Annotated in this window: 17 protein-coding genes; 13 read left to right on the forward strand and 4 right to left on the reverse strand. The window is 66.3% G+C overall.

All coding sequences use genetic code 11. The annotated features are described in order from the left end of the window. Positions 1-7 precede the first annotated feature (7 nt). The 5 genes from AB7F11_RS11865 (at position 8) to AB7F11_RS11885 (ending at position 6020) form a co-directional block, all read left to right on the forward strand. Entirely contained in the window at positions 8-2365 is a 2358-nt protein-coding gene (locus AB7F11_RS11865; RefSeq protein ID WP_428289821.1) for a CHASE2 domain-containing protein, read from the forward strand. Between the two features lie 81 nt (positions 2366-2446). Then, positions 2447-3019 (forward strand): hypothetical protein, encoded by a 573-nt coding sequence (locus tag AB7F11_RS11870; RefSeq protein ID WP_428289820.1) that lies wholly within the window; start codon positions 2447-2449, stop codon positions 3017-3019. 95 nt (positions 3020-3114) lie between these two features. Then, positions 3115-4128, forward strand: a complete 1014-nt coding sequence (locus tag AB7F11_RS11875) for a TRAP transporter substrate-binding protein (protein ID WP_428289819.1) — start codon at positions 3115-3117, stop codon at positions 4126-4128. Positions 4129-4209: 81 nt separating this feature from the next. Then, complete coding sequence (locus tag AB7F11_RS11880; protein ID WP_428289818.1) at positions 4210-4728, forward strand: TRAP transporter small permease; 519 nt, start codon at positions 4210-4212, stop codon at positions 4726-4728. Beyond that, on the forward strand, positions 4725-6020 hold the full coding sequence (locus AB7F11_RS11885; protein ID WP_428289817.1) for a TRAP transporter large permease: 1296 nt from the start codon (positions 4725-4727) through the stop codon (positions 6018-6020). Before AB7F11_RS11880 ends, AB7F11_RS11885 begins: the two co-directional genes overlap by 4 nt. Here the strand turns inward: AB7F11_RS11885 and AB7F11_RS11890 are convergent. From AB7F11_RS11890 to AB7F11_RS11900, 3 genes are read right to left on the reverse strand one after another with little or no spacing between them, the layout of a single operon-like run. Beyond that, positions 6007-7329: a mechanosensitive ion channel family protein gene (locus AB7F11_RS11890; protein WP_428289816.1), complete on the reverse strand. Its 1323-nt coding sequence runs from the start codon at positions 7327-7329 to the stop codon at positions 6007-6009. The genes AB7F11_RS11885 and AB7F11_RS11890 overlap by 14 nt on opposite strands. A 36-nt stretch (positions 7330-7365) precedes the next feature. Further along, the gene (locus AB7F11_RS11895) at positions 7366-8169 is read right to left on the reverse strand and encodes an enoyl-CoA hydratase (protein ID WP_428289815.1); all 804 of its coding nucleotides are present in this window, start codon (positions 8167-8169) and stop codon (positions 7366-7368) included. A gap of 3 nt (positions 8170-8172) precedes the next feature. After that, positions 8173-9126, reverse strand: a complete 954-nt coding sequence (locus AB7F11_RS11900; RefSeq protein ID WP_428289814.1) for a histone deacetylase family protein — start codon at positions 9124-9126, stop codon at positions 8173-8175. Positions 9127-9152: 26 nt separating this feature from the next. On the opposite strand from AB7F11_RS11900, the gene AB7F11_RS11905 reads away from it, so the two are divergent. The 5 genes from AB7F11_RS11905 to AB7F11_RS11925 all read left to right on the forward strand — a co-directional run bounded on the left by AB7F11_RS11905 (position 9153) and on the right by AB7F11_RS11925 (position 14647). Next, positions 9153-10073, forward strand: coding sequence for an AAA family ATPase (locus AB7F11_RS11905; protein WP_428289813.1), 921 nt, complete (start codon positions 9153-9155; stop codon positions 10071-10073). Positions 10074-10076: 3 nt separating this feature from the next. Beyond that, on the forward strand, positions 10077-11063 hold the full coding sequence (locus AB7F11_RS11910; RefSeq protein WP_428289812.1) for a DUF58 domain-containing protein: 987 nt from the start codon (positions 10077-10079) through the stop codon (positions 11061-11063). Beyond that, positions 11060-13081 (forward strand): transglutaminaseTgpA domain-containing protein, encoded by a 2022-nt coding sequence (locus AB7F11_RS11915; protein ID WP_428289863.1) that lies wholly within the window; start codon positions 11060-11062, stop codon positions 13079-13081. Before AB7F11_RS11910 ends, AB7F11_RS11915 begins: the two co-directional genes overlap by 4 nt. Further along, positions 13048-14157: a lytic murein transglycosylase B gene (gene mltB / locus AB7F11_RS11920; RefSeq protein WP_428289811.1), complete on the forward strand. Its 1110-nt coding sequence runs from the start codon at positions 13048-13050 to the stop codon at positions 14155-14157. The genes AB7F11_RS11915 and mltB overlap by 34 nt, the downstream gene beginning before the upstream one ends. A gap of 91 nt (positions 14158-14248) precedes the next feature. After that, the gene (locus AB7F11_RS11925) at positions 14249-14647 is read left to right on the forward strand and encodes a hypothetical protein (RefSeq protein WP_428289810.1); all 399 of its coding nucleotides are present in this window, start codon (positions 14249-14251) and stop codon (positions 14645-14647) included. Position 14648: 1 nt separating this feature from the next. On the opposite strand, the gene AB7F11_RS11930 is transcribed toward AB7F11_RS11925, so the two are convergent. Beyond that, positions 14649-15359: a GntR family transcriptional regulator gene (locus tag AB7F11_RS11930; protein ID WP_428289809.1), complete on the reverse strand. Its 711-nt coding sequence runs from the start codon at positions 15357-15359 to the stop codon at positions 14649-14651. Positions 15360-15702: 343 nt separating this feature from the next. Between AB7F11_RS11930 and hydA the strand changes: the two genes are divergently transcribed. From hydA to AB7F11_RS11945, 3 genes are read left to right on the forward strand one after another with little or no spacing between them, the layout of a single operon-like run. Then, on the forward strand, positions 15703-17124 hold the full coding sequence (gene hydA, locus AB7F11_RS11935) for a dihydropyrimidinase (protein ID WP_428289808.1): 1422 nt from the start codon (positions 15703-15705) through the stop codon (positions 17122-17124). Next, the gene (locus tag AB7F11_RS11940) at positions 17121-18557 is read left to right on the forward strand and encodes an amidase (protein WP_428289807.1); all 1437 of its coding nucleotides are present in this window, start codon (positions 17121-17123) and stop codon (positions 18555-18557) included. The genes hydA and AB7F11_RS11940 overlap by 4 nt, the downstream gene beginning before the upstream one ends. A gap of 38 nt (positions 18558-18595) precedes the next feature. Next, the gene (locus AB7F11_RS11945; protein ID WP_428289806.1) at positions 18596-19597 is read left to right on the forward strand and encodes a TRAP transporter substrate-binding protein; all 1002 of its coding nucleotides are present in this window, start codon (positions 18596-18598) and stop codon (positions 19595-19597) included. The last annotated feature ends 7 nt before the right edge of the window (positions 19598-19604 follow it).

The raw sequence follows: 19604 nt of genomic DNA on the forward strand, positions 1-19604 counted from the left end.
GCACCGCTTGGACTCCCATCCCTCCGATCCTGTCTCGTCGTTCTTCCAGGACCCGGTGCGGCGCAGGCGCCCGACACGCTGGCTCGAATGGTGTCTGCTGTCGGCCCTGCTGCTATCGGGCGTGGCCGCGCTCAGCGCCCTGCGCAGCCTGGAGCGCATCGACCTCGTCATCAACGATCAACTGGGCCGACTGAACAGCCCGCCGGTGTCGAGCGACGTGATCATCGTCGCCATCGACGACAAGAGCCTGGAAGCCATTGGCCGCTGGCCCTGGCGCCGCGCCATTCACGCTGCGGCACTCAACCGGATCGCCGCCGCCCAACCCCGCGCCGTGGGCCTGGACCTCATCCTCGTCGAACGCGATCCGGTCGTGGCGGGCGACGATCGACTGCTGGGCGAGGCCATCGCACGCGCCGGGCAGGTGGTGTTGCCCCTGGTGCTGCAAGACATCCAGGGCGACGGTCGCCTTCTGCACACCGTGCCTGTGCCCGCGCTGGCCGCCGCCGCCGCCGGGCTGGGGCACATCCACCTGGAGATCGACAGCGACGGCATCGTGCGCAGCACCTTCCTGCGCGAGGGCGATGGCACGCAGTGGTGGGACCACCTGGCCTTGGCGGTGCTGCGAACCGGCGGATTCGACGTGCCCCAGCCCCTTCCCGGCCAACGCCCCTCCGACCCAACCGAGCCGACCGCCTGGCAGCGCGACCACTGGATACAGATTCCGTTTGCCGGTCCCCCAGGCAGTTTCGAGCGCGTTTCCTACGTCGACGTGCTCAAGGGCCAGGTGAGCGCCGAGCGGCTTGCCGGCAAGTTCGTGCTGGTGGGGGCCACTGCGGCCGGCATGGGCGACGCCTACGCCACCCCCCGTTCCGGCATGGCCGAGCTCATGCCCGGCGTGGAGATTGCCGCCAACGTGATGAACGCCCTGCTGCTGGACCAGCGCCTGCAGCGTGCCAGCGCGTGGCAGAACGCGGTGTTCTGCGTGCTGCCCGTGGCGCTGGCGCTGCTGGCGGTGGTGGTGCTGCCGCCCACGGCTGGCCTGCTGGCCAGCGCCAGCCTGCTCGCGGCCACGCTTGGCGCTGCCTGGCTGGGCGCGGCGCTGGCAGGTCTGCAGTTCGCACCCGCGGCTGGCCTGCTGGGCGTGCTCCTGGCATACCCCTTGTGGGTCTGGCGCCGCCTGCGCACCGCCATCGGCTACCTGCTGGAGGAGTTCCAGCGCATGGAAGCGCGCCGCGACCTGCCCACCATGCTGCCCGCGTCGCGATCGGGCGATCTGCTGGACCGTCACATCCACGCGCTCCAGGACGCCTCGGAGCAACTGCGCAACCTGCACCGCTTCGTCAGCGAAACGCTCAACAGCGTGCCGGACGCGACACTGGTCACCGACACATCGGGCCAGGTGCTCATGGCCAACCAGTCGGCGCGGCGCTACTTCGCTGCACGCCAGGTCAACCGGCTGCGCGGGCGGTTCCTGGATGACTTGCTGCGCTACGTGCAGCGCACCGACACCCGCCAGCCGATCTTCGACACCCGTGACCGCCTGCGCCAGGACAACCTGCCCTGGGGCGCGGAAGCGCGCGACGCCGATGGGCGCGATCTGCTGGTGCGCTTTGTGCCCTGCTTCAACACCGAAGGCCGAACCACGAGCTGGATCACCAGTCTGGTGGACATCACACCCATTCGAGAAGCCGAGCGCCAGCGTGACGTGGCGCTGCGCTTCATCTCGCACGACATGCGCTCGCCGCAATCCTCGATTCTTGCGCTGCTCGAAGTGCAGCGCATGAACCCGCAGGCGACGGTGTCGACCGACATGCTGGAGCGCATCGAGCGGCACGCACACCGGACGCTGGACCTGGCCGAGGAGTTCGTGCAGCTCGCCCGCGCCGAATCAAGCACCTATCGCATGGAAACCGTAGACCTCGTCGATCTGCTGGACGAAGCGGTGGACGACGTCTGGCCGCAAGCCCAGGCGCGGCACGTGGTGTTCCAGGTGCAGCGACCGGACACGCCGGCGCTTTGTGAGGCAGACCGTGGCCTGCTCACGCGCGCCATCGCCAACCTGCTGGTCAATGCCGTGAAGTACGGCCACCAGAACGCCTCTGTGCACTGCGCCGTGCAACGCCTGGACACCGGGTGGCGGCTGTCCATCGCCAACGAAGGCGCCGGCCTCCAGCCGGAGCAGTTGCAATCCCTTTTCCAGCAGTTCGCGCGGCTCGACCCTGACCAGAGCGCCACACGCGGCGTGGGCCTGGGGCTGGTGTTCGTGCGCACGGTGGTGGAGCGCCATGGAGGCCGCGTCGACGTGACCAGCAGCCCCGGCCAAGGCACCACGTTTCACTTCACGCTGCCACGCATCCCAGCGTAGCGCGCCATGCACCTGCGGCGGGTCTGTTAACCGAATGTCAATTCAATTGCACCGTCCTGGGGCATGGCCTAACTTCGCGGCATGTCAACCCGCCCTTCTCTCAACGACATGCGCGCGCTCAGTCAATCCGTTCGGCTGCTGTTCAGCCGCACCGACCCCGAACGCGCCCACGCCCTGGCCCAGGCGTTGGCGCGGACCACCGCCACACAGGATGGCATCGAAGACCCCGTCCGCCACTGGGAGCCCCAATGGCAAGTGGACCGGGGCCTGGGCCGCGCGCGCCGGCTGCAACGCCTGGTACACAGCCCCGCCTGGCGCAGCCACGACAACGGCGAGCGTGGCCACCGACACACGGCTGCCCATGCGGCGGACTTTCTGTTTGCCGCAGCCATGAACCTCGCGCGCCAGATGCCCTTGTCCGACGAAGCGCACATCTTCCGGCTGTGGTACCTGGCCGCGCGAGCCACCTGCCCGCCCGAGAACGCCCGGCGCCTGTTCGGCGACCTGAACCACGTGCCGGAACACCAGCAACTGGCCGCAGGTGCGCGCATGCTGGCGACCGTCACGTCCGGCCAGCCGTCCGAGGGCGCATCCCAACCACGACTGTCGCCGCAACGACCGTTAACCAACCACGCGGTCGGCGAATCCGGGTAAGTCTGGAGGCCACAAACGCAGGTGCTCGCCTATAGTGGGACATGCTCAACTGCTTATGTTGAGTAATCAACTACCCCCCCTCCAGGAGACCATGCATGAAACTTCGCTTGCTTGTGGCTGCGGCCCTTTCGTCCTCCGCCTTCTTCGGCGGTGTGGCCTCGGCCCAGACGGTGTTTTCCGTCTCGAGCTGGGTGCCGCCCACCCACACGCTGAGCATGGCGCAAAAGGCCTGGTGCGACCAGTTGGAAAAAGACAGCGCGGGCCGCATGAAGTGCAACATCCTTCCCAAGGCCGTGGCAGCGGCACCCGGCACCTTCGACGCCGTGCGCGATGGGCTGGCCGATATTTCCTTCACGGTCGATGGCTACACGCCAGGTCGCTTCATCAACACCCAGGTGGCCGAGTTTCCGTTTCTGGGCAACAGCGCCACCGCCACCTCGGTGGCCTACCAGCGTATCTACAGCAAGTATTTCGCTCCGCTGGGCGAGCACCGCGGCGTGAAGGTGCTCTCGGTGTTCACGCACGGCCCCGGCATCATCTTCAATGCCAAGCAACCGGTGACTTCCGCGGCCGAAGCCAGCAAGCTCAAGTTCCGCATCGGTGGCGGCAACATCAACGAGCTCTCCAAGGCCATGGGATGGAACACCACGCTCAAGCCGGCACCCGAGTCGTTCGAGTTGCTCTCCACCGGCGTGATGGACGGCACCTTCTTCCCCGACGAGTCCATCGCCTCCTTCCGGCTGAGCATGATCAAGCACGCCACCACCTTCCCCGGCGGCCTGTACAACACCAGTTTCGTCTTCATGATGAACCCGGCGAAGTACGACGCACTGTCGGCGCAGGACAAGGCGGTGGTCGACAAGCTCTCCGGCGAGGTGGCTGCGCGCACCTTTGGCGAGGGCTGGGACAAGGTGGACGCGGCCAGCCGCGAACTTCAGAAGACCCAGGGTGTGGCCCGCGTGCAGGCCGACGACGCCTTCGTGAAGGCCGTGGCCGCCAAGCAAGGTGAGCTGGAAGACAAATGGGCCGCAGCCGCCTCGGCCAAAGGCCTCAAGGACCCCAAGGCCGTGCTGGCCGAGTTCCGCGCCGAAATCGCCAAGGCGAAATAACCCGACTGACCTCGGGACCCACCATCCATGGCCGGTGGAGCAGATTGCTCGCCGGCCTTTTCACATCAACATCCCGACACCATGCTCAAGACGCTGGAGCGCATGCTGCGCTGGTCCGCCGGGCTCATGGCCGCCATGGCCCTGTTCGGCATCATGTGGCTCACCCTGGTCGACGTGACCGGCCGCCGCTTCTTCAATCATTCGGTGCCCGGTGGACTGGAGATCACCGAGATCCTCATGGTCATCGTGATCTTCGGTGCCCTGCCCATGGTGTCGTGGCGCAACGAGCACGTCGTGTTCGACTCGCTCGATGGCTTCATCCCCGACTGGCTTCGCTCCATCCAGATCCGCCTGGTCAATCTGGTCTGCGCCGGTGTCTTTGGCTTTCTGGCCTATCTGATGACCACGCGCGCGGTCCGTTTCGAAGAATATGGTGACACCACGGTGTACCTCCAGTTGGCGATTGCGCCGGTGGCCTGGATGATGGCTCTGTTCCTGCTCCTCACCGCGCTGGTGCATCTGCTGTTCGTTTTTGTCGTGGTGCCTGTCCCGACGCCCCATCATCCGCCTGCGGTTGTCGGCGAAAGGACACCTTCATGATCGAGGCGCTGCTGGGTTTCGTGGCCGTCTTCGCGATGGCCTTCATGCGCATTCCTCTCGCGGTGGCGATGGCCATCGCCGGTCTCGTCGGCATGGGCCTGCTGCGCGGCTGGCAGCCGGCGTTCGCGAGCACCAGCCAGGTGATCTTCGAAACCGGATTCCACTACGTGCTTTCGGTGATCCCGCTGTTCGTGCTGATGGGCAACCTGGTGGCCCGCGCGGGCATGGCGCGCGAACTCTTCACCGCGGCCAACGCCTTCGTAGGGCACCGCAAAGGCGGCCTCGCCATGGCCAGCATCATCGCCTCGGGCGGATTCGGCTCCATCTGCGGCTCGTCCATCGCCACCGCCGCCACCATGGCGCGCGTGGCCTACCCGGAAATGAAGGCGCACGGCTACAAGGACACACTGGCCACGGGCGCCATCGCTTCGGGCGGCACGCTCGGCATTCTGATCCCGCCGTCCACCATCCTCGTGATCTACGGCATCATCACCGAAACCGACATCGGCAAGCTTTTCATCGCCGGCATTCTTCCCGGTCTGGTGGCCATCACATGCCTCTGCCTGGGCGTGGTCTACGTGACCTGGCGCGATCCCGATGCCGGCCCGCGTGCCCCCAGGTTCACCTGGCCACAGCGACTGGGTGCCATACGAGGGATCTGGGGCGTCGCCCTGCTTTTCGCACTGGTGATCGGCGGCATCTATGGCGGAGTCTTCACCGCCACGGAAGGGGCAGGTGTCGGCGCGGCGGGCGCGTTCTTCTTCGCGCTGCTGCGCGGTACGCTCACGCCCCGCGTGCTCATGGACATTCTGGTCGAGAGCACTCGCACCACGGCGATGCTGTTCACGATTCTCATCGCGGCGATGATCTTCACCAACTTCATCAACTTCACCACCATGCCGGGCGATCTGCGCGATTTCGTGTTGCAGTTCAGCCCACACCCCGTGATGGTGGTGGTGGTCATGATGGGCATCTACCTGGCCCTGGGCATGGTGATGGAAGAGCTGGCCATCGTGCTGCTGACCATACCGGTGTTCTTTCCCGTCATCACCGGCCTGGGCTTCGACCCGATCTGGTTCGGCATCCTGATCGTGACCATTGTGGAGATCGGCATGATCTCACCGCCGGTGGGCCTGAACCTGTTCGTCATCAACTCGTTGTTGCCCACCGTCCGGCTGGGCAGCATCTACCGGGGTGTCTGGCCGTTCGTGTTGGCCGACGTCGTCCGTCTCGGCATCCTGATCGCCTTCCCGATCATTACCCTCTGGCTACCCGGTTTCATGAATCGCTAGGTGGCGCTGCCGCTGGAGGCTCCTCGCGCGGCGGGCGGCGCAACACGTGCAGCACTCGCTGCGGGTACGGTATCTCGATGCCGTTCTCGCGCAATGCGCTCAGGACACTGAAGTTGATCAGCGAACGGATGTTGAGCGTGCCGTTCTCGGGATCGGCAATCCAGTAACCCAGGGTGAATTCCAGGCCGTCGGCCCCGAAATTGGACAGCGCCACCGAGGGCGCAGGGTCCTTGAGGACGCGCGCATGCTCCATGGCGGCCGCTTGCAGAAGGCTCGTGACCAGAGCCACATCGCTGTCGTAGGCCACCGACACCACCGTGGACTGCCAGACGCGGTTGTCGGCCAGAGACAGGTTTTCCACGCGATTGATGATGAGCAGTTCATTGGGAACGATCGACTCTCGTCCCGTGGGCGAACGGATCACCGTGTAGCGCGCATTGATGTCGGTGATGCGGCCTTCGAAATTGTCCACCCGCACGTTGTCGCCGATGCGCATGCTGCGTTCGGCCAGGATCACAAAGCCGCTCACGTAGTTGGACGCCAGTTTCTGAAGGCCAAAGCCAATGCCCACACCAATGGCACCACCCAGCACCGAAAGAGCCGTGAGGTCGATGCCCACGGCGGAAAGCGCGATGATCAGGCCCACAAACATGAGCAACGCGCGCGTGGCGTTGCTCACCGCCTTGCGAAGGGAGAGGTCGCTGCCCACCGCCTTGCGCAACAAGCGGGTCTCAATGGCCGATGACACCCACAGCGAAAGAATCAAGACGGCGCCCGCGGTGACGATGCCTTCGATCAAGGTGCGCAGGCTCAAGGTGGTCGAGCCGATCTTCCAGGAAATGTCATCCAGTTCGGCCAGTATGACCGGCAGCAGACCGCTGACCCACAACACCATCGCCAGCCAGGCCATCCACGAAATGGTGCGCTCCAGCGCCCGCACCCAGGGCGCTGTGGTGAAGGCCACCTGCAGCACCTTGACGCCCACCCGAATGACCACGAGCGCGACCAACACCGGAATCGCCACCTTGAAGGCGGCCAGCGGCATCAGCTTGGTGACGATCGCTCGCGCCACATAGGCCAGCAACAGCAGCACCAGCGGGAACATCGCCCCGTCGATCAGGCGCCGACCGAACAACACCGAGGTCTTTTCGTCCTGCATGCGCAGCACATTGCGCAGCGCCCAGCTCAGGCCCCAGGCCAGAGCGATGCACACCACCAGTGCAGCCAGCTCGACCAGCACCGTGGGTTGGGTGAAGCCTTCCAGCCAGCGGCCGATGTCGTCGATGGGTTGGGGTGCTGTGGTGGCCATGGAACCGTGCATCGTGAGTTGGTGAATTGCCGAAGATCAACCGCGCCAGCTCGGCGCGCGTTTGTCGATGAACGCCTGCACGCCTTCCTGCGCCACCTCGTGCACCATGTTGCAGGCCATGGTCTGGCCGGCGAGCTGGTAGGCGGCTTCCAGGCCCGTCTCCAGCTGCCGGTAAAACAGGGCCTTGCCCATGGCCAGCGCTTCGCGCGGCTTGGCCAGGATGCGCTGAGCCAGCCGCTCGATTTCGGCATCCAGACCATCCGGTGCCACCACGCGATTGACGAGGCCGCGCTCGCGGGCCTGGTCGGCGGAAATGAAATCACCCGTGAGCAGCATCTCCATGGCCTGCTTGGGCAACACATTGCGCGACAGGGCCACGCCGGGCGTGGCGCAGAACAGACCCACATCAATGCCGTTCACGCCAAAGCTGGCGTTGTCGCTGGCCACGGCCAGATCGCACTGCGCCACCAGTTGGCAACCCGCCGCCGTGGCCAGGCCCTGCACCCGCGCCAACACGGGCACCTCCAGCCGGCGGATGGACAGCATGAGCCGCGAGCAGCGGGCGAACAGCGCCTGGTAGTAGACGAGATCGGGGTGCGCACGCATCTCCTTGAGATCGTGCCCGGCGCAGAAGGCCTTGCCCTGGGCGGCGATCAGCACCAGCCGCGATTGCGGGTCGGAAGCCACCGCGTCGATCGCCGCCTGCAAGGCCATCAGCATGGTCTCGGACAACACATTGAAACTGCGCGGCGCGTTCAAGGTGAGGGTATGCACACCGCGTGCATCGCGCTCGTGCAGCAGCACCGGTTCAGGTGGTTGGGAAATGTCAGGATGTGTCATGGGTCACACGTCGGCCAGCACGCGAAGATGCGCCTCCACACTGCGCCCCAGCGCACTCAACGCGTAGCCGCCTTCCAGGCAACTCACGATGCGGCCCCTGGCGTGGCGCAGGGCCACCTCCTTGATGCGAGAGGTGATCCAGCTGTAGTCGCTCTCCACCAGTCCAAGCTGGCCCATGTCGTCTTCGCGGTGCGCATCGAAGCCGGCGCTGATGAAGATCATCTGCGGTCGGTGCGACTCCAGTCGGGGCAACCAGTGCATGTCCACCAGCTCGCGAATTTCCATGCCCTTGGTGTAGGCCGGCACCGGGAGGTTGACCAGGTTGCTGGCCCTGGAGTGATCCCAGGCAGGATAGAAGGGGTGCTGGTAGAAACTGCACATGAGGATGCGCTCGTCGCCCGCAACGATGTCCTCGGTGCCGTTGCCGTGGTGCACGTCGAAGTCCACGATGGCCACACGCTGCAGGCCATGGCGCTCCAGCGCGTATTTCGCCGCCACGGCCACGTTGTTGACAAAACAGAATCCCATGGCCTGGTTGCGCGTGGCGTGGTGGCCTGGCGGGCGAACGGCGCAGAACGCGTTGGCCATTTCACCCGCCATCACGGCGTCGGTTGCGTCGATGGCCGCGCCGGCGGCCATCAGGATGGCGTCCCAGCTGTGGGCGTTCATGGCGGTGTCGGGGTCGACCTGTGCGTGGGCAGGTCCACCGGCATTGATCTCGTCTTTCAGGCCCTCGCACAGACCACGCAGAGAGGCCAGGTGCATGCGGCCGTGCGCGAGTTCGAGGTCGGCCAGTGAAGCGGCGGTGGCCTCGCGCCGCTCCAGCGCCACGTCGAGTCCGGAGATGAGCAGGCGGTCCTCGATGGCATCCAGCCGCTCGGGGCATTCCGGGTGGCCGGCGCCCATTTCATGTCTCCAACAATCCCGGTGGGTGAAATACCCGGTGGCCTGGCTCATGGCGGTTTTACGGTATGGTTCGCGGCATGCAAGCCGACACAAGAATTCAACTGCTGCTAAGTCAGCTTAACACGGTGATTGTGGGCAAATCGCAGCAGGTTTCGGACTGTGTGGCGTGCTTGCTGGCGGGCGGTCATCTGCTGATCGAAGACGTGCCAGGCGTCGGCAAGACCACGCTGGCGCATGCGCTGGCGCGCTCATTCGGCCTGCAGTTCTCGCGCGTGCAGTTCACTGCCGACCTCATGCCCAGCGACCTCGTGGGTGTGTCGATCTACGAGCGCGGCCGCGAGGATTTCGTCTTCCACCCGGGCCCGGTGTTTGCCCAGGTGCTGCTGGCCGACGAGATCAACCGCGCCAGCCCCAAGACGCAAAGCGCGCTGCTCGAAGCCATGGAGGAAAGGCAGGTGACGGTGGAAGGCGAAACGCGCGTCCTGCCCGAGCCGTTCTTCGTGATAGCTACCCAGAACCCGCACGATCAGCTGGGCACCTACGCTTTACCCGATTCACAGCTCGACCGCTTCCACATGCGCCTGTCGATCGGCTACCCGGACCGCGCCGCCGAACGCGAACTGCTGCGGGGCCAGGACCGGCGCGGCATGCTCGAACGTCTGACCCCCGCCCTCACCCCTGCCGACCTGGCGGACCTGCAGCACACCGTGAGCCAGGTACACACCGCCGAGCCAGTGCTCGACTACCTGCAGGACCTGGTGGCCGCCACGCGCAGTGGGCGCTGGTTCGCGCAGGGCCTCTCCCCGCGTGCCGCACTCGCCGTGGTGCGCTCGGCCAAGGCCCAGGCCTACTTGAACGGGCGCGACTACGTGGCGCCCGACGACATCGCCGCCATCCTGCCGCAGACCGTGTCTCATCGCTTGATTCCGGTGCGGGATGCGGGGCGCGGGCCAGTGGAGCAGGTCCGCGCCATGCTGGAAGCGATTCCACTTCCCTAGGAAATGGACAGCCCCATTCGCCTGGTTCGCGAGCGGGTGCAGCGCTGGTGGCACAGCCGCCTTCCTCGCACGGACACGCTCACCCTCACACAGCGCAATGTCTACATCCTGCCCACGCGGGCGGGCTGGATGCTGGCTTTCACACTGCTCATCCTGCTGCTCGCCAGCATCAACTACGAGCTGAACCTGGGCTACCTGCTCACCTTCCTGCTCGCCGGCACGGCGGCGGTGGGCATGCATGTGTGCCACGGCAACCTGCGCGGCACCACCCTGCACCTGGACCCCCCGGAACCGGTGCATGCCGGGCAGGCCGCGCTGCTCGGCGTGCGACTCACCAGTGAGCGAAGGCGCACTCGGTACGGCATCGGCATGGGTGTGATCGGCGTCGATGCCGCCCACGCCCCGCTGGCATGGACCGACGTGCCGCCTCAAGGCAGCACCCAGCTGCAGGTGAGCTGGCCTGCGCCACGGCGCGGCCTGCACACGCTGCCACCACTGACCGCACACACGCTGTTCCCATTGGGTACCTTTCGTGTATGGACGGTGTGGCGCCCGGCGTCCCCGGTGCTGGTGTACCCCGAACCCGAAAGCCACCCGCCGCCGCTGCCACCCGGGGAGCCACAGGCGGGCAGCTCGGGCCTCGCGCGCGTGCAGAGCACCGGCGAATTCGACGGCGTGCGCGCCTACCAGCGAGGCGACCCCATAAAAGCCGTGGTGTGGAAAAAAGCCGCGCAGGCCTTCGCCTCGGGCCGTGACGAACTGGTGAGCCGCGACGCGCTCTCCAGCCAGCGCCAGCAACTCTGGCTCGATCACACGAACTGCGGCGGCCACAGCGGGCTGGAGTCCCGTCTCTCGCGTCTGACGGCCTGGGTGCTGATGGCCGATCGCCTCGGTCTGGACTACGGTCTGCGCGTGCCGGGCCGAGAAATCACACCGGACCAGGGTGCCTCGCACCGCGCCCGCTGCCTGGAGGCGCTGGCGCTGTGCTGAAGAACCTCCATCAATCGCTCACGAGTCTGCCCCGAGAAACGCGAGACACGCTTTTCCTTCTGGCCGTCATTGGCTGGGTGGTGTTCCTTCAGGTGGGCCACATCCCCTGGTGGTGCGGATTGCTCACCGCCAGTGTGCTGGCGTGGCGCACCACGCTCACCCTGCGCGGCCTGCCCTTGCCCGGCTGGTCGTGGCGCATCGGCCTGCTCGCACTCTTGTTGGGCGCAACCTGGGCCACCCACAGCACCATTCTGGGGCGCGATGCCGGCGTCACGCTCATCGTGGTGCTGCTGGCACTGAAGACGCTGGAGATGCGCGCGAGGCGTGATGCGTTTGTCATCTTCTTCCTCTCGTTCTTCATGCTGCTCACGCACTTTTTCTACTCGCAGACTTTGCTCACCGCGGCCGGCATCCTGATCGCACTCATGGCGCTGCTGACGGCGCTGGTCAATGCGCACATGCCGGTCGGGCGCCCCACACTGGGGCAGGCCGCGCGCATCGCAGGGGGCATGGCGCTGATGGGCGCGCCCATCATGCTGGTGCTGTTCCTGCTGTTCCCGCGCCTCTCACCGCTGTGGGGCACACCGGGCGACGACGCGGCCGGCCGCAGTGGCCTGTCCAACAGCATGCGCGTGGGCCAGATCGCCCAGCTCGTGCTCGACGACAACATCGCCTTCCGGGTGAAATTCGACGACCAGCCGCCGCCCCAGGGCCAACTCTACTTCCGCGGCCCGGTGCTCAGCGATTTCGACGGCGCCGAATGGCGGCCGGTGCGCTCGGGCTTTCCAGACGCACTGGCGCTGCCGCTCAACCTGGCGGTGGCGGGCGAGGCGGTGCGCTACGAAGTGACCATGGAAGCCAACCGCCGGCCCTGGCTGTTCCTGCTGGAAGCGGCGACGCAAGCACCCGAACTGCCCGACATGCGCGTTCGCATGACACGCGAACTGCAATGGCTCGCCGACCGCCCCATCGGCAGCCTGGTTCGCTACCGCGCACAAAGCCACACCAGCTTTCGCCATGGCCCGCTGGAACCCGCCGTGGCGCTGCAGGACCACATCGAACTGCCCCCCGGCTTCAACCCGCGCACGCTCGCGCTCGCGCAAGACCTGCGGCGCCAGCATGGCAACTCGAATCCGGCACTGGTCGATGCCGTGCTTGAGCGCCTGCGCACCGGTGGGTACAGCTACACGCTGGAGCCCGGCGTGTTCGGCCAGCACACGGCCGACGAGTTCTGGTTCGACCGTCGCCAGGGTTTCTGCGAGCACATCGCCAGCAGCTTCGTGGTGCTCATGCGCGCGCTGGACATCCCCGCGCGCATCGTCACGGGCTACCAGGGTGGCGAACTCAATGGCTTGGACGGCTTCTGGACCGTACGCCAGCGCGACGCCCACGCCTGGGCCGAGGTCTGGCTCCAGGGCCAGGGCTGGGTGCGCGTGGACCCCACCTCGGCCGTGGCACCCGGGCGCATCGGCTCGCTCGAACGCCTGGCCGCCCCGGAAGGCGCGCTGGCGGGCGCGCTGCGCAACCTCAATCCCACCCTGCTCACGCAGATGCGCGAGGTGTGGGAGGCCGTCAACAACCGCTGGAGCCAGTGGGTGCTGAACTACACGCAAGGCCGCCAGCTCGACCTGCTCAAGCGCCTGGGCTTCCAGTCGCCGACCTGGACCGACCTGGTCACCGTGTTGATCGGCGTGGTGGTGCTGGTCAGCCTCGTGGGCGCAACCTGGACACTGTGGGAGCGCCAACAGCACGACCCTTGGCTGCGTCTGCTGCGCCGCGCGCGCGCGCGCCTGCAGACCCTGGGCATTGCCAGCGCCGACCACACGCCCCCGCGCGAACTCGCGCGCCAGGCGCAGCAACGCTGGGGACCTCAGGCCGACATTGCACAATGGCTGCTTCGGCTCGAAGCCCAGCGCTACGGCCGCCCCGACTCCAAGAACCCCATCACCCTCGCCGCCTTGCAGCGCGAGTTCAGGCAACTGGCATGGCCCGGAAAAAATTCGACACCCGCTTCCTGATGCACGCCGCCGGGCTGGCGGTCGCCGTTTTCACCCTCACGGGCAACACCTGGGCGCAAGGCAGCCCGTCCAAGACGCGCCCCGCTGCTCGGCCAGCCCCCGCAGCCTTCCACTATGCACAGAGCGAAGCCGCCATGGCCTTCGCTTCTGACCTCGCCCAGCGCCGCGACCTCGACCCCGTCTGGGTGCGCCAGCAGATCGGCCAGGCCCAGCGCCTGCCGGTGGTCATCCGCCTCATGCAACCCGCGCCCAGCGGCGCACCCAAGAACTGGGCCGCCTACCGCGCACGGTTCATCGAACCCGTTCGCCTGCGCGCCGGCCAGCAGTTCTGGGAAGCAAACCGCGAAACACTCGCGCGCGCCGAAGCCGCGTTCGGCGTGCCCGCCAGTCTCATCGTCGGGGTGATCGGGGTTGAAACGCTGTACGGCCGCCACACCGGCACCCACAAGGTGATCGACGCGCTCTCCACGCTGGCTTTCGACTTTCCCGCCAGCCACCCGCGCGCGGCTGCCCGCGCCGAGTTCTTCCGCAGCGAACTGGAGCAATACCTCAGCCTCACCGAGCGCACCGGCACAGACCCGCAGAGCCTGCTCGGAAGTTACGCGGGCGCCATGGGCTGGCCACAGTTCCTGCCCAGCAGCTGGATCAAGTACGCCATCGACTTCGACGCCGACGGCAAGGTCGATCTTTTCAACAGCACGGCCGACGTGATCGGTTCCGTGGCCAACTACTTCAAGGCCTTCGGCTGGCAGACCGGCCTGCCCACGCATTACCCCGTGCGCTTCGACGCCAACCAGAGCAAGGACGACCTCGATGCCCTGCTCGCTCCCGACATCCTGCCCAGCTTCGGTGTGGAGACCTTCAACGCCAAAGGCGTGCTGATCGACAGCCCCGCCGCGGCGCAGCACAGCGGCAAGCTCGCCCTGGTGGAACTGGAGAACGCAGGCGCACCATCCACTTACGTGGCCGGCACTGAAAATTTCTACGTGGTCACGCGCTACAACTGGAGCAGCTACTACGCGCTGGCGGTGATCGAACTGGGGCGGGAAGTCGAGGCGCTGGTCACGCTGCGGTGATCTCTGAGCCGACCCGGCCAGCCGGGGTTGCTGCGGTGCAGCAGCTTCGCTAGACTGCGGCTTGCCTTGCCATCCACACCCCGGGAGCAGCGTGCAAGCATCCATTCGATCCGAACCGCATCCGCCGCTGCCATGGGCCGCGCAGTGCCTGGCGCTGGCCGAACGCGGTGAACTCGACGAAGCCCTGCGCGCCGCCCGCCAGGCGTTTGAGGACGGCCTGCGCGACGGAACGCTCTGGCAGAGGCTGGACCTGTTCGCCTACCTCGCTGGCAAGCGAGGCCGGTTGGGCGATGCCGCACTGGCCTTTGGCTGCTCAGACGCCGAGTTCTCGCGCCGGGGTGCCGTGCGCCCACCCAACGAACAGCATGCCTACGACGTCACCCTGTCCGCGCTGCGCGAAGCCATGCCGGCCTACTTCGTCTCGGCGCTCCTGACGGAGGGCGCGGCGCTGTCGGTGGAGGATGCGGCGCGGTTGGCGCTGGACAGCTGAATCAGTCCCGGAACACGGCTTCCAGGTCCACTTCCACCGTGGCGCTGTGCAGGGTGAGGCTCTTCTCGATGTGATCGAGGTGCTCGAGCATGAGCTTCTCGGCGCGGGCCGCGTCGCGCTTGGCAATCGCTTCGATGATGCTGGAGTGTTCATCCGCACGGCAGCTGTTCGCGGTCGGTGCGTCGTAGAGAAAGATGATCAGGCACGTCAGCATGGAAAGCTCGCGCAGGCTGCGGGCCAGCGCGGTATTGCCCGCCAGCGTGGCGAGCAACTGATGGAACTCGCCGGATAGGCGCACCACGGCTCTCTTGTCGTCGCGCCGGCGGGCGTCCATTTCCAGTTCCTGGTGCTGCCGCAACCGGGCCACCTTGTCTGGCGTCAGGGTGTTGATGAGCCGGCGGATCACTGCGGGTTCGATCAGGCGTCGGGCCTCGAAGACATCCATGGCCTGCTCGGGTGTGGGCCGGGCCACGAAAGCGCCCCGTTGCGGGTACAGATCAATGATCTGCTCATGGGCCATCCGCGCCAGCACTTCGCGAATGCGCGCCCGGCTCACATTGAAGATGCTGGCCAGCCGGTCTTCGCCGAGCTTGGTGCCCGGATGAAGCCGGTGCTCCAGGATCGCCACGTAGATCCGCTCGTAGATCTCGTCGTTGCCCCGCTCCTGCTCGAGCTGGGCTTGCGGCAAGGTGGTTCGAGGTTGTCGTGGCATGGGATGGGGGGATTGGGGGGCCTGGACAGTGGACCCGGACTGGCGCGATTGTATAGAGCGCGTCGCGCCATGTTGGCAAAGCACGTGCGGGATTGTCGATTCAGACATGGGGTTGACTCTACCGCCAGAATGCAAATGTCGACACTAGAGTAAACACTGATGTTGACAACAAACAAAGCTACTAGCATTTGGTGCTTCGACGATGTAAACATCTTTGTCAACATCTGGCACAGATTTCGCTTTTACACAGACCCAATGGAAAATTCATCGCCCATGCGCACTGTTGACATCATTGTTCACACCAAGTCGGTGCAGACGGATCACCAAGGTGCGGAGTTGCCCCATGACTGAGCGCTTCGACCTCGTGATCCGCAACGCCCGCGTGGCCACCGCGAGCGACGTGTTTGACGCCGACATTGGTGTGAAGGGGGGTCGCATAGCCGGCCTGGGGCTGAGCCTGGCGGCCGGAGACCGGGAGCTCGATGCGCGCGGCCGGGTCGTCACGCCTGGCGGTGTGGACGCCCATTGCCACCTGGACCAGCCCATGGCCCCGCCCGTGCGCATGGCGGACGACTTCGACTCGGGCACCCGGGCGGCGGCCTGCGGCGGCACCACCACCGTCATTCCATTTGCTGCGCAGGAAAAGGGCCAGTCGCTGCGTGCGGCGGTGGCGGACTACCACCGGCGGGCCGATGGCAAGGCACATGTGGACTACGCGTTCCACCTGATCGTGAGCGACCCCTCACCCACGGTCCTGGAAGAGGAGTTGCCGACGCTGATCGCTGAGGGCTACACGTCCTTCAAGGTCTACATGACCTACGACGACCTCAAGCTTGACGACGGCCAGATTCTGGACGTGCTCTCCGTGGCACGCCAGCAAGGTGCCATGGCGATGATCCACGCCGAGAACGCCGATGCCATCGAATGGCTCACCCGCCGGCTGGAAGCCGCTGGCCGCACTGCGCCGCGTTTTCATGCGCACGCCCGGCCGATGCTGGTGGAGCGAGAGGCCACCCACCGCGCCATCTCGCTGGCCGAACTGGTGGACGTGCCCATCCTGATCGTTCACGTCTCCGGCAAGGAAGCGGTCGAACAGATCCGCTGGGCACGCTCGCACGGATTGCGCGTGTACGCCGAGACCTGCCCGCAATACCTGTTCCTGACCGCCGAAGACCTGGGCCTGGACGACAGCTACAAAGGGGCACGCTGCGTCTGCAGTCCACCGCCCCGGGACGCGTCCAACCAGCGAGTGATCTGGGACGGCCTCAACGACGGCCTGTTCACCATCTTCAGCTCCGACCACGCCCCCTTCCGCTACGAGGGTGACGACGGCAAGAAGCCCGCCGGCCAGGAGGTGCCCTTCCGGCACATTCCCAACGGCATACCCGGCATCGAGACACGGCTGGCCCTGCTGTATTCGGAAGGGGTCCTGGGCGGTCGCATCACCCTGGAGAAATTTGTCGAGCTGGTCGCGACCAACCCGGCCAAGGCCTACGGGTTGCACCCACGCAAAGGCTCCATCGCCATCGGCGCCGATGCCGATCTGGTCGTCTGGGACGAAGGCGAGCGCGTGTTGCGCAATCAGGACCTGCACCACAACGTCGACTACACGCCCTACGAAGGCCGAGTGCTCAGGGCTTGGCCCGGCATCACGCTGGTGGGTGGTGAGGTCGTGTGGGACGGGCAGTTCCATCCCCGAGCGGGGCAAGGTCGCTTCCTCGTCTGCGGCAAACCCACGCTGGGTCCGGCAGGAGCGAGAACATGAACCTCATCGACGTCACCGCCGTCGAAGTGGCCACCCTGGTGCAGTCGCGTCAGGTGAGCGCCCGCGAAGTCGCACTGGCCACGCTGGTGCACATGGAACGCTGCAACCCGGTGCTCAACGCCTTGATTCACATCGACCCCGAGCGCGTGCTGGCCGACGCCGAGGCGGTGGACCAGCGGCTGAAATCCGCCACCGGCGGCACCGGTACGCTCACAGGCGCCACCTTCTCGGTGAAGGACAACCTCTGGATGAAAGGTCGGCCTGCCAGCCAGGGTTCGCGACTGTTCGCCGATTTCGTGGCGCCCGCCAGCGCGGTTGCCGTGGACCGCCTGCAAACGGCGGGCGGTGTGGCGCTGGGCGGCAGCAACTGCTCGGAGTTCGCCTGCAAGGGCAACACCACCAACCTCGTGCACGGTGCCACTCGAAACCCCTGGGACACCGAACGCACGCCAGGCGGATCTTCGGGCGGTGCTGCCGCAGCGGTGGCCGCTGGCATGGGCCATCTGGCGCTGTGCACCGACGGTGGTGGCTCCACACGCCGCCCTGCAGCCCACACCGGCGTGGTGGGGTTCAAACCCAGCGCGGGTGCCATCGCCCACCCCATCGGCTTTGCCGAGCCGGTGTTCGGCAACAGCGTGGTGGGGCTCATGGCGCGCACTGTGGAGGACATTGCGGCCTTGTTCGACGCAGTGGCCGGCGCAGACCCGCGCGACCCCCTGTGCGTGCCAGGCGTTTCCGTTCCCGCCATGGGCGGCCAACTGGCGGAATCCATGCGCGGCCTGCGGGTTGCTTTCAGCCCCCGCCTGGGGCTGGACGTGGTGGTCGACCCGGACGTCGAAGCAGCCGCGGCAAAGGCCGCCACCTGGCTGCGCGACGCGGGCGCAGACGTCGTCGAAGCCGATCCCACCTGGCCGCAGGGCACCAGCGAGGACGCGCTCATGCCGCTGCAGTTCAGCGGTCTGGCTGCCATCCACGGGGACGCCTTCCGGAGAAACCCCCAGCTGTTCGATCCCGACATCGGCGCACAGATCGAACGCGGGCTGAGTCTGCGCGGTGCGGATGTGGCCAACGCGCTGTTGCATCGCGAAGCCCTGTACCGCAGCCTGGCGAACTTCTTCAGCACCTTCGACCTGTTGCTGACGCCCACCACGCCCTGCGTGGCCTGGCCGCTCCAGGACCTGGGCCCGCGCAGCATCGCTGGCCGGTCCGTTTCGCCACGCGCCCATGCCGTCTTCACGCCGGTGTTCAACCACGTGTACGCGCCAGCCTGCTCGGTGCCGGTCGCGCTGGACCGGCAAGGCCTGCCCATCGGAGTCCAGCTCGTGGCACCGCGCTGGCGCGATGCCACTGTGCTGCGGGCCGCCTGGCACCTGCAGGCCGCCGCACCCGCGCGTTTTCGCCATCCCGTTCCGTTCCCACCCGTTCTGGCGTGAGCCAGTCTTCCACCGCTGCACCCGAAGGAGAAATTGCCATGTCCCAACTGACTCGAATGCTCGCCGTCGCCGGCCTGTCCACCATGCTGGCGCTGCCTGCCATGGCGGCCAAGATCAAGATCGCCACGAACGTCGCCGACACCTCCAACTGGGTGGTGGGCGCCAAGCGCTTCAAGGAGATCGTCGAACGCGAAAGCGGCGGGCGTCACCAGGTGGAGATCCACGCCAACGGTGTGCTCTCCGGCCGCAACGACCGCGTCGAGCTTGAAATGGCTCAGGCCGGCGCCGTTGAGATCATCATGAAGACCACGCCCTGGCTGGCCCAGTTGCACCCTGACTTCATGGTGATGTCCGTGCCCTGGGCCTTCCCCGATTCCAAAACCGCCATGGCCGTGATGGACGGCGCCATCGGCGAACGCCTGAACAAGCACCTGCAGTCGCGCAACCTGCATGCCCTGGGATGGGGTTCTGGCAGCTTCTTCCAGCTCTACACCAACAAGGGCCCCATGAAGACGCCCGACGACCTGAAGGGCGTCAAGATTCGCACCCCTGGCCTCAACCTGTACCTGGACTCCTGGAAGGCCATCGGCGCCAACCCGGTGGCGATGAACTTCGCCGAGGTGTTTTCCGCGCTCCAGGCCGGCGCCATTGACGGCGGCATCTCGCCCATTCCGCTCATCTATTCATCGCGCTTCTATGAGGTGAGCAAGAACATCTCGGTGGTGAACTTCTCCTTCGAAGCTGTGGGCTTCATCGCCAGCAACACCTTCTGGTCGAAGCTCACCGACGCCGACAAGACGCTGGTGCGCAAGGCCGCCACCGAAGCCATGGCGCACCAGCGCAAAGTGGCCGATGACGAGGAAGCCGACCTGGTGAGGAAGATGCAGGCCGCCGGCGTGAACGTGTACACCCCGACCACCGCCGAACTCAACGCCTTCAAGGCGAAGCTGGACCCGGTGATGCCCGGGTTTCGCAAGCAGATCGGCGAAGAGCTGATGAAGACCGTCGAATCCGAGGTCGCCCGCGTCCGCAAGCCCTGATACCCAT

This window comes from Hydrogenophaga sp., assembly GCF_050250835.1.
Taxonomy (GTDB): domain Bacteria; phylum Pseudomonadota; class Gammaproteobacteria; order Burkholderiales; family Burkholderiaceae_C; genus Hydrogenophaga.

What these genes read in the sequence shown, in the direction of transcription:
- AB7F11_RS11870 (WP_428289820.1), top strand. Translation starts at nt 2,447, where the DNA reads ATGTCAACCCGCCCTTCTCTCAACGACATGCGCGCGCTCAGTCAATCC.
- AB7F11_RS11875 (WP_428289819.1), top strand. Translation starts at nt 3,115, where the DNA reads ATGAAACTTCGCTTGCTTGTGGCTGCGGCCCTTTCGTCCTCCGCCTTC.
- AB7F11_RS11880 (WP_428289818.1), top strand. Translation starts at nt 4,210, where the DNA reads ATGCTCAAGACGCTGGAGCGCATGCTGCGCTGGTCCGCCGGGCTCATG.
- AB7F11_RS11885 (WP_428289817.1), top strand. Translation starts at nt 4,725, where the DNA reads ATGATCGAGGCGCTGCTGGGTTTCGTGGCCGTCTTCGCGATGGCCTTC.
- AB7F11_RS11890 (WP_428289816.1), bottom strand. Translation starts at nt 7,329, where the DNA reads ATGGCCACCACAGCACCCCAACCCATCGACGACATCGGCCGCTGGCTG.
- AB7F11_RS11895 (WP_428289815.1), bottom strand. Translation starts at nt 8,169, where the DNA reads ATGACACATCCTGACATTTCCCAACCACCTGAACCGGTGCTGCTGCAC.
- AB7F11_RS11900 (WP_428289814.1), bottom strand. Translation starts at nt 9,126, where the DNA reads ATGAGCCAGGCCACCGGGTATTTCACCCACCGGGATTGTTGGAGACAT.
- AB7F11_RS11905 (WP_428289813.1), top strand. Translation starts at nt 9,153, where the DNA reads ATGCAAGCCGACACAAGAATTCAACTGCTGCTAAGTCAGCTTAACACG.
- AB7F11_RS11910 (WP_428289812.1), top strand. Translation starts at nt 10,077, where the DNA reads ATGGACAGCCCCATTCGCCTGGTTCGCGAGCGGGTGCAGCGCTGGTGG.
- mltB (WP_428289811.1), top strand. Translation starts at nt 13,048, where the DNA reads ATGGCCCGGAAAAAATTCGACACCCGCTTCCTGATGCACGCCGCCGGG.
- AB7F11_RS11930 (WP_428289809.1), bottom strand. Translation starts at nt 15,359, where the DNA reads ATGCCACGACAACCTCGAACCACCTTGCCGCAAGCCCAGCTCGAGCAG.
- hydA (WP_428289808.1), top strand. Translation starts at nt 15,703, where the DNA reads ATGACTGAGCGCTTCGACCTCGTGATCCGCAACGCCCGCGTGGCCACC.
- AB7F11_RS11940 (WP_428289807.1), top strand. Translation starts at nt 17,121, where the DNA reads ATGAACCTCATCGACGTCACCGCCGTCGAAGTGGCCACCCTGGTGCAG.
- AB7F11_RS11945 (WP_428289806.1), top strand. Translation starts at nt 18,596, where the DNA reads ATGTCCCAACTGACTCGAATGCTCGCCGTCGCCGGCCTGTCCACCATG.